Annotated in this window: 3 protein-coding genes; 2 read left to right on the forward strand and 1 reads right to left on the reverse strand. The window is 59.1% G+C overall.

What is annotated here, in order from left to right; genetic code table 11:
- The first annotated feature begins 1,955 nt into the window (after nucleotides 1–1,955).
- Nucleotides 1,956–3,563 (forward strand): hypothetical protein, encoded by a 1,608-nt coding sequence (locus GGR33_RS25590; protein ID WP_183515968.1) that lies wholly within the window; start codon nucleotides 1,956–1,958, stop codon nucleotides 3,561–3,563.
- Between the two features lie 15 nt (nucleotides 3,564–3,578).
- Entirely contained in the window at nucleotides 3,579–6,266 is a 2,688-nt protein-coding gene (locus tag GGR33_RS25595; protein ID WP_183516053.1) for a hypothetical protein, read from the forward strand.
- 56 nt (nucleotides 6,267–6,322) lie between these two features.
- On the opposite strand, the gene GGR33_RS25600 is transcribed toward GGR33_RS25595, so the two are convergent.
- A complete protein-coding gene (locus GGR33_RS25600; RefSeq protein WP_210302224.1) occupies nucleotides 6,323–8,521 on the reverse strand; it encodes a HEAT repeat domain-containing protein in 2,199 nt (732 codons plus the stop codon).
- Nucleotides 8,522–8,708 lie beyond the last annotated feature (187 nt).

Genomic DNA, 8,708 nt, shown 5'->3' on the forward strand with positions numbered 1-8,708 from the left:
TCACCCGACAAGCTCCGCCGACCAAGCTACCCGTGGAGCAAAGGCCGACTTTGCACTAACCTTGCACTTGGACCACCGTGTGGGGGCCGATCACGAATGAAGGCTGTGGTTAGAGCGCTGGGCCACCTTCCCATGCTTTCGGATGGCCCATTGATAGGATCCGCCGTCGTCGCCTCGCCCATGCGGTCACCGAACTATCAAGTAAGGACCTGCTGTCGCACCGCCTGAACATGCGTTCGCTTCAATGGTTTGCTATGCAGGAGAACCTCCATGCAAATTATGAAAATTGTCGCCGTTGGGCTGTTGCTCAGCGTGCTTTACACGGACTTGGCCTGCGCTCAGAACGGCGGAAACTTAGACAAAGGGGCGGCCCAGTCTCTCCAGCGCGGCACGCAGATCGCTAAGCCTCAGCCCTCGCGATCGCGATCGCGTAAACGCCATGGAGCCTCGAAAATGAAAGATTCAACTAGCCGCAGTCGGGGCGAGACGAGCGGAATTACTATCAAAAGTATTTGTATCGGGTGTAATGCTCGGTGAACCATCTTGCTCCAGCGGCCACTGTCCGTCGACCGATGTCATCTGGGAGCGGCCGAGTTTAATCAGCAGCACCAAGGCCGCGGCGGACGCGTTGGCTCCAATTACGTGAAGCCGAACTGAAGGCGGTCGTGATGCAACCCGCTACCATCACCATTGAAGCAGCCGCTAAGGCGATCAGCTCCATCCTAGACGCGCTCGATCGCGACCCAACTGATCCGGCTGCAGTAGCCCTCAGGGCCGCGCTTCGAAGGAAAGGTACCGAGATCGCCGGGGCCGGTGACGGCATCACCCTGCAGAACGTGCACGAGCTTGTCTGCGGCGTCGGTGATGATCGGAACGAGCGTCGTGCCGCGGAGCTCGACGCAGCCTGGAGGGTACTGCCAGGATGGCAGGCATAACTGACGTTTTGCAATTCGATCGACGTCAATGCGCCTTCGAGGTCGAGTCTTCTCTCGTCGACGATTTGGCATCGGACAAACCGCGCGCTTCATCCAGAACGGCGCTCAGTTTCTCGCCCACAGCCGTGATCACATCGTCAGAGTTCGCGCCTTCGGCTTGATCCGAGTAGAGCCGCGATAGTGCTGCCACCATCCGATCCTGGCAGCCGCACCATCGACGGTACCATCATTCCGTTTGGCTAGCTCTTGGCTAATATGGCCTTGCTTGCCTACGGGATCGGCATCTACGCCGCGGCCAAGTCCATGCTGCAATGCGTGCGTCGAGCTAGCGTCAAACCTTGCACGCTCCAGAACACCGCCGGAATGGAGTGAGGTTTATCTGCTATATACTCCGCAACTACATTACCATGGTGATTAAGCAGCAGTGAAGTATCGCTAAGCACGAATTCCTTTCGAATTGGTCCGAAGGGAGTGCTTGCGACGTGCAGGCACTTCGCCCTTCTGTTTTCAAGCTCATCGGGCACTCCGGATATTTTTTTTGAGCATTGCACCCATAGCTAAATCTCGCTCACAATTATCTAAGGCTTACTCATCAAATGCAGCGTTTTCAGGACAAAAGTATTTATTCGCTCACTAATCTAACATCGAGAGCTGAGACTGTCGTTGGTATTCATGTATTTAGCTACCTATTTCGCCTAAAGTGCAGAAATGATTATCAAAAACATTCCTGTATTAAAAGATGCTTGCAAAATCTCAAAATATAGATCAAGCGAATGGCTCGTTTCATACGCGTTGTAATTTGTTTTTAGATGATTGACGCGGATGCAACATACCAACGATTCCTGACGAGGGTACTGACATTCGGGTTTTTGATACTGTTAAACTGGCGGCTTCGGTATGGCTCGGAGCACGTTAATGCGTTTGGGGGTTGCGGTTGGCTTGCGGTGGATAGCGGTAGCGCTTCTGGCCTGCGCACCATCGGTTGCCTATGCTGACCAAGTCTGTGGTCCAGGCCGAAGAATGGTCACCAGCCAGTGGGCGTGCGGACCGGACACTGGATCTTCGGGCGGGACTACGTATTCCAGCGGCAGCAATCGCGGCGCCGCGATCAGCGCCGGCCTGGGTGCGGCAGGCGCCATTCTTGGCGCACTCGGATCAATGGCGGAACGCGATCGCGAAAATGCACGGCGCCGGCGTGACGCCGAAGAGGAAGAGGAGCGCGCGGACAACGCCCGCCGTCAGGCGGAATACGCCCGTCGTCAGGAAGCATGCAACGAAGGCGACCGCTATGATCGCTCCGCCAGGCAAAACTGGAGCGAACGAGAATATACGTCCGCTTCGTTCGATTTCGACTCCGCCGCCTATGCTTACGACCGGTGCAATCGCGGCGATGTGGCCCAAACGGCCCGCAATAATTCCGCGAAGGCGTTGAAGGCGCAGCGGGAGCTCGAGGCACGCCAGGAACGTGACAGACAATGCGATGCGACCTTTGAAAGTGCTCGCGCGCATTTTGAACGGGCCCAGGCTGCGGTAAAGACGCACGACTACGTCGGAGCCCTGGCGGAGCTCCGATCAGCACGTTCCGACTACGGGTTCTGTGGATCGGCCAAGACGCTTGCGGGCAACGCAGAGCAGATTGCGCAAGTCGAAGGATGGATCGCTCGGGAGAAGGCCGAGGCTGAAAGAGTGCGCCGCGCCGAGGAGCAGCGACGGCAGGAAGAAGCTCGGCTGGCTAGTTGCGAACGCGCCAAGGGCGATTTTATAGCGGGCGAACGGAACATGTATTCGCTCGACGCAGCCGGTGCGATCACGCGTTACACTCGCGCTATTAACGACTTCGGTTTGTGTGGCGACACCAGGAACGTCGGGGCCGCGCGCCAGAACCTCGAACTCGCGCAAAAGCTTGCCGCGGCACTGAAGGAGGAGGCTGGGCGCGTTGCCGCTGCGCAAACGAACTTCGGAGGTGCCAACCCCTACAAGGGCGACAATCCGTTTGCTGTCGGCGAACAGGACCGGGTGCCTGATTCCGAACGCGCGAAGCCACGTCTGCCCCTCGGAAACCTCTACGGAGAGGCGACTAAGCTTTGTGAGGGAAAGGCCGAGAAAGACACTGATGCTTGGAAGCAGTGCATTCGCTACGCTCAAGCTGCAGTGATCAGCAAGTTCGAGCCCGACGTCGCAGGCCATTGCAGAGCCTTCGGCGAAGCCGAAGATCGCGTCGATTGTCTCACCAACCGATACGCCAACCTGGTTCAGGGTCGCGTGAGGATCGTGAAGGCCTCCACGGAAAACTACGAGTACAACGATCTTGTCGGTCGTCCGAAGCCGCCCCGCGGGGGCTCCTTGCGCGAGGCACTTCGGAACAGGCTGAATGAAAGCTCCGGAACCGCGAATGGTACGGCGGCCGGCGACAAACCCGATCCGGATGGAAAGCCGACCGCCGTGAACAGCGGTTCCGCGGTCGCCCCGGGCCCGACGGACAAGAACCCAACAGCAGCCGAAGCGCGCTCGAAGACCCGAGCAGAAAGGGAGCAGGACATACTCGGAGGTCTGCCCGACTACACCGAGCGGGGATCGCTATCGGCCCCGAGCTCCGGAATTTCTGCACCCGACAAGAAATCCAAATAGACACGGTATCTATCAGTGCGAAGAGCTGCTCTTGCCGGCTGCCTGCTTGCTTCGATGCAGGCGTGTGGGTCCACAACTGCCGCCTCACAGGAAGCCGTCCACGTCCAGCTGTCCTACGACAGCTCGCCGGCGCTGGATGCCTGTGCGCGAGCGATCAAACAAGGGGGCGCGCAGATCGGCGCGGAACCGGTCGTCGTCCATCTCCCCACCGACGGGGAAGCCGCGGCGGCAACGCGGTCCAAGGTCAAGGTCATCACTCTCGAGATGCCCAGGCGACCGGGCGGCTTCCTAAACAATATGTGGCGCTCGTCCTGGGAAATCGTCCGGACACCGTTCCTGTTCAAGGACATGGACCACTTCCGCCGCTTCCAGCAGAGCGCGATGGCGAAGGAGATCGGCTCCGGTACGATGGTCGCGTATGGAGGTGCTTCGCATCTGTTCTCGTTTCGCACGGCGATCAGCGAACCTAAACACGTCGCCGGACAACTCATCAGAGGGGGCTCTGCGCGCGCGGCCTACCAAGAGGTTGGATCATTGGCCGAACCCGACTGGAAGGTCGACATCACGCGGCAGTATGAGGACGAGTCGAAGACCATACCGGCGGAAGTATCCGCCGCGGCGGCCGCCATCTCCGACATCAGGAGAGACCGCAATGGTCTAGCCGCAATCGAAGCGCCCCTGCTTTCTGCATCGGCGATGGGGCTCGAGTCGATCACACAGTTTCTGAACCTCAGTTTTTCGACGGTCGATCCAATCGTCCTTGATGCGTCCTCTCTACTTAAGCGCGCATCCCGCAATCAGAAACCTCTCGTAGAGCAATGGATGCGTACCATCGCACTTCAATGCAGCGATGCGGTGCGTCTGGAGGAAGACAATCTCGTCAAACACTACCGTGGTCTCGGTAAATCGGTTGTTCCCGTCAACCGTGCAGGCTTTGCTCAGGCCGGCTGGACCAGCGGGTTGAAGGATTTATGGTTCAAACCTGAACTCGATCTGCTAGACGCGATCGTCGATCTGGCCTGGCCTGCAAATCTGAAGCGACCTTCGAAGCTCGTCGAGAAGGTCGATGCGGAGACAAAGAAGCTTCTTCTCGAGAGCCGGGACAGCCGGCGCAAGAAGCACGAGGAAGAAGAAGCACTTAAGAAGCAGAGTGAGAGCATCGACGAAACTGGCAACCAGGCTCTCGCCAGCGCATGGGCAGACATACGGCCCGAATTGGCAGATGCCTTGGCGAAGTTGCCTCCACCGGTGCCTTCCGGCTTGACCGCCGGATGGCTGAAGCCCGAGCGGAGACCGAAACTCGAGATCGTATCTCCTGCCGCCGCCGAGATGCTTGCAGGCGAGGTGACGAAGATCCTTGACCCGATACGGTCGTGTTCCGCCGAGGACACTGGTCGATCAGTATGCGAGGAGCGAATCCTTGGTTGGCTCAATATCGCTCGCGTCCGTTCGGGACAATGGTCTTCATGGCTGCCTTGGAAGAGCGTGACGCGGACCGTCGATCGAGCGGTCCAACTTGCAATGCCTCCCGACAATGCGACACCGCGCGAGCGCCTGCGGGCAGCGGGGATTCTCCGCGACATTGCCGATGAACTTGCGATAATTCAAGGTCGGCCAAGCCTTCATCTTGTCGATCTTGTCGCTGGCCTCGATCTCTCTTCACTTTCTGCGCATATCGAGAAAGATGGAGACAAGGAGATATCGACGAATTATTCAGTCTTTGGTATCGATAGCTGGATCGTACGTAACTATCGTGACCTAGGGTATGTCGATCGCGCAAAACTGCACGTAAAAAAGGCCCAGCAGCATCTAATAGCACTTGCCGCAGCTGGGCCGATTAGAGAGGAAGGCGACGAGCAAACCCATCAGCAATACGCGTCCTATCAAATGTGGGAGATGTATTTGCTCGTCGGCGATTATCAACAAGCGTGGCAAGAAAACATAAAATATCTTCGTAACTCTGCCACTTTTTCAGAGAACTATTGTCGTTACGGCCGACTGACCTGCGCGGCGAGGATCGATATGCGCCGCGCGAGATTCCTCGCCGCCGAGACTCTCATCGATCATCTGATCGAAAACAACGCCCCGAACTCTTCCAAGAACTGGATGGGTATGTTCATTGATGCTGTTGTCTCCACCGACGACGGTGGATTGGATACTGAAAAAAAGCGGATCGTCGATCGGGTTCGCTCAGCTTTCTCAGGCACGAAAGAGTTCGAGGAATTGGATAAAGGACTGTCCCAATTCCTCAATCTTACCGCAGCCCAGCGCCGGATTGTTGGTTGTGGCTGGAAAGGTTGTCCGGAAAACGAAGACGACGAGGAGCCCAAAGCACCGTATGTTTCGAACGACCCCCCGTCCTATCGCCAATCGGACCATCCTTTCGATATCGCAGTCACGAACCGGGACTGGGACAAAGCGAAAGATTGGTATGACCAAGTGATGCAGGTCAATGGGTCAGATCGGTCCAATACTTATGATATGATGTTTCCCTTATACGCCGATCGTATTGAGGGTAATTACAAGAGGACATCTGTCTACGAACTTGGTATAACCCTTGGTGGTGAAGCGGCGATTGCGTCAAACTTCGCTATTATGCAGCATGTTCTACAAAAAGAGCAATCAGATGCGAAAGAAGCGGACGATGATAAATTAAAGACTTTAAATAAGATATTCAATATTATTGTAAGGAAAACATTGTAAAGCGAGCAGGCAATTCCTCCTTTCCAGCCGGGAACGAAACGAAGCCAGCACCTGGATCAAACTGGCTTCGAAATGCTGTAAAGCGCCATTTCGAGAGCGTGCCGTTGCTCGGGATCCTGCTTTGTCGCCAAAACGTCTCGGACGACAGGCGCGACGTCGCTTGCGCCCGGACCAATCTCACCGATTGCATTGGCAATCGCCCTTATCCTACTGACTTCTGTCGCAGTCTTCAGCCGCTCGACGAGCGGGTTGACCGAAGGCGCTCCGATGCTGGCGAGAACGAGCCCGAGCCTCCAAAGAACAGGAGCGAACGTGGCCTGGTCGAAGACATCGACGAGGGTGTCGACGTGCGTCGCCGAAGGCGCTCCCAGCTTCCTCAGGTCGTCGATGATCCTCAGCCGGACATCGTCGCTACGTGCCTCTTTCAGCGTCGCCAGCACGAGATCAATGGTATCCGGCGCCGAAACGCCAATGCGACCCAGCACCCAGGTGATGAGCGCCCGCGTCTCCTGAGACTGTGCCTTCGGAAGCAGGGCGAGGAGCGGCTCGACGGCCGGCTCGCCGATCGCCCCGAGAAGTTCGGCGATGCGCCGGGTTCGACGGCTGTCGGTCCGGTCGAGGATCATGGCGGCCAGATCCCTGACGGCCGGATCCGGCGGAACGACGCCGGGCACCATCCGATCGAGTATCGCATTGGCTTCGTAGCCGAGGCCCGCGACGCGCAGGGCCGCGATCTGGATCGAAGCAGTCGGTACTGCAGGTGCGCCGATCTTGACCAATGTCTCGGCGATCCCGACGAGCAGAGGGCCGTCCGAGCAGGCATGCGCCATCGCGATGAGCGGCTCGACCGCGTCGACGGCAGACGCCCCGATGCCTCCGAGAGCGCGGACGATCGCGAGGCGGGCCGCTCCCGAGCTTGAGACGGCCAGCTCCTCCAAGAGCGGACCGATCGCGTTCGACCCCAGGCTCGCCATCGCCTTGGCGAGCATCTGCAGGGTCCGTTCGTCCCGTGTGCCGTGGAACGTATCCCGGAGCGTTCCGAGAGAGGTCGCCGAGCCGATTCCGATGGTCTGCACGGCTTCGGCGAGGCACTGGCGCAGATCGCCATCTGGTGCGGCATCCAGCTCGCGCAGAAGAGGAGCGATAGCAACGGCGGCATCGGAGCCGATCGCCTTCAAGGCGCATGCGACGCCCTTGCGCTGGTCGTCATCGCGCGCGTCCGCGAGGGCTGCGAGAAGCGGGGCGACAGCGTCTAAACCGATCTTCCCCAGAGCGTATGAGATCTTGAAGCGTGTCTTCCGCTCTCGCGCCGTCAGAAGCGCATCGACCAGAGGGCCGACCGCGCCGCTTCCCAAGGACTCGAGCCGCTCTAACATCAAGAAGACCTGATCGATCGCCTCGGGGCTACTCCGCTCCTCGAGGATCCCGACGACCGATGCGAGGGCGGGCGCCGCGGGGATTCCGATGCCGGCCAGCGCGTACGCGGAGGCCTTCAGGACATCCTGGTCATCGGAACGCCCGAGCATCTCGAGGAGCGCCGGGATCGCGGTCTCCGCCTCCGGACCGATCCGACCGAGCGCATAGGCGATCCAGCGAGCCGTGCTCCTCTCGCGGCAAAGGGGAAGCGCCGCGATCAGGTCGGGCAGATCGGCGGCGGAGGCATGCCACAGGAGATCCGCACGGCGGAACGGGGCGCCTCCGTCGGCCTGCAAAGCCTGCAGGAGGCCTCCGATGGGGGCGGACCCTACGCGACGCCCCCGGGTCGTTCCCTCGCCCAAGGCGACGGAGGCGGTTTCGATCATTTCATAGCGGAACGCGAAATCGACGATGCGTTGCGTATTCTCGAGAACGACATCCGCGACGACGAGACCGCGCTCGATGCGGAACGAGCGGAAGTACTTCGGCTTGAACTCGAAGAAATCGCCTAAGTGATCCTCGGATGCACAGTGAAGGTCGTTCGAGATCCACGTCGCCGGCACGGGCATGTCGGTTTCGTGGACATCGCGGATCCCGATCTGGATGCGGCGCCGGTCCGGATCGGCGGTCTCGACGGCGCCCCCGAAGCTCTTCAGGAAGAGCCGTCCGCCTTCGATCAGCCAGGTCGCACCGTAGCCGCGCTGGTTCGCCGTGCTGTTGCCGCCGGCGAAGCGACAGCAGGCCCAGCGCGGATCCCCCGGTGGAAGGATCGGCGGGAAGGCATGCAGATTGTACGACGACGAGCCTTCGATCAGCTTGTCTGGTGATTGGCGTGTCATACCCACCTGGGGGTCGAGGAGTTACGTATAGTTCCGGTTAGGATACGGCCTTCCCCAACGAAATGAGAGCGCCGGATGCTTGTCGAGGCCAACTGATCGTCCCCCACAGGAGTGGTCCGCCTTGAGGTATGGCTTTCGAGCCAGGACGAGGACGGACATATGGGAACGAAGCGGCACAAGCCTGAGG

Source organism: Methylobacterium brachythecii, from assembly GCF_014196345.1.
GTDB classification, from domain to species: Bacteria; Pseudomonadota; Alphaproteobacteria; order Rhizobiales; family Beijerinckiaceae; genus Methylobacterium; species Methylobacterium brachythecii.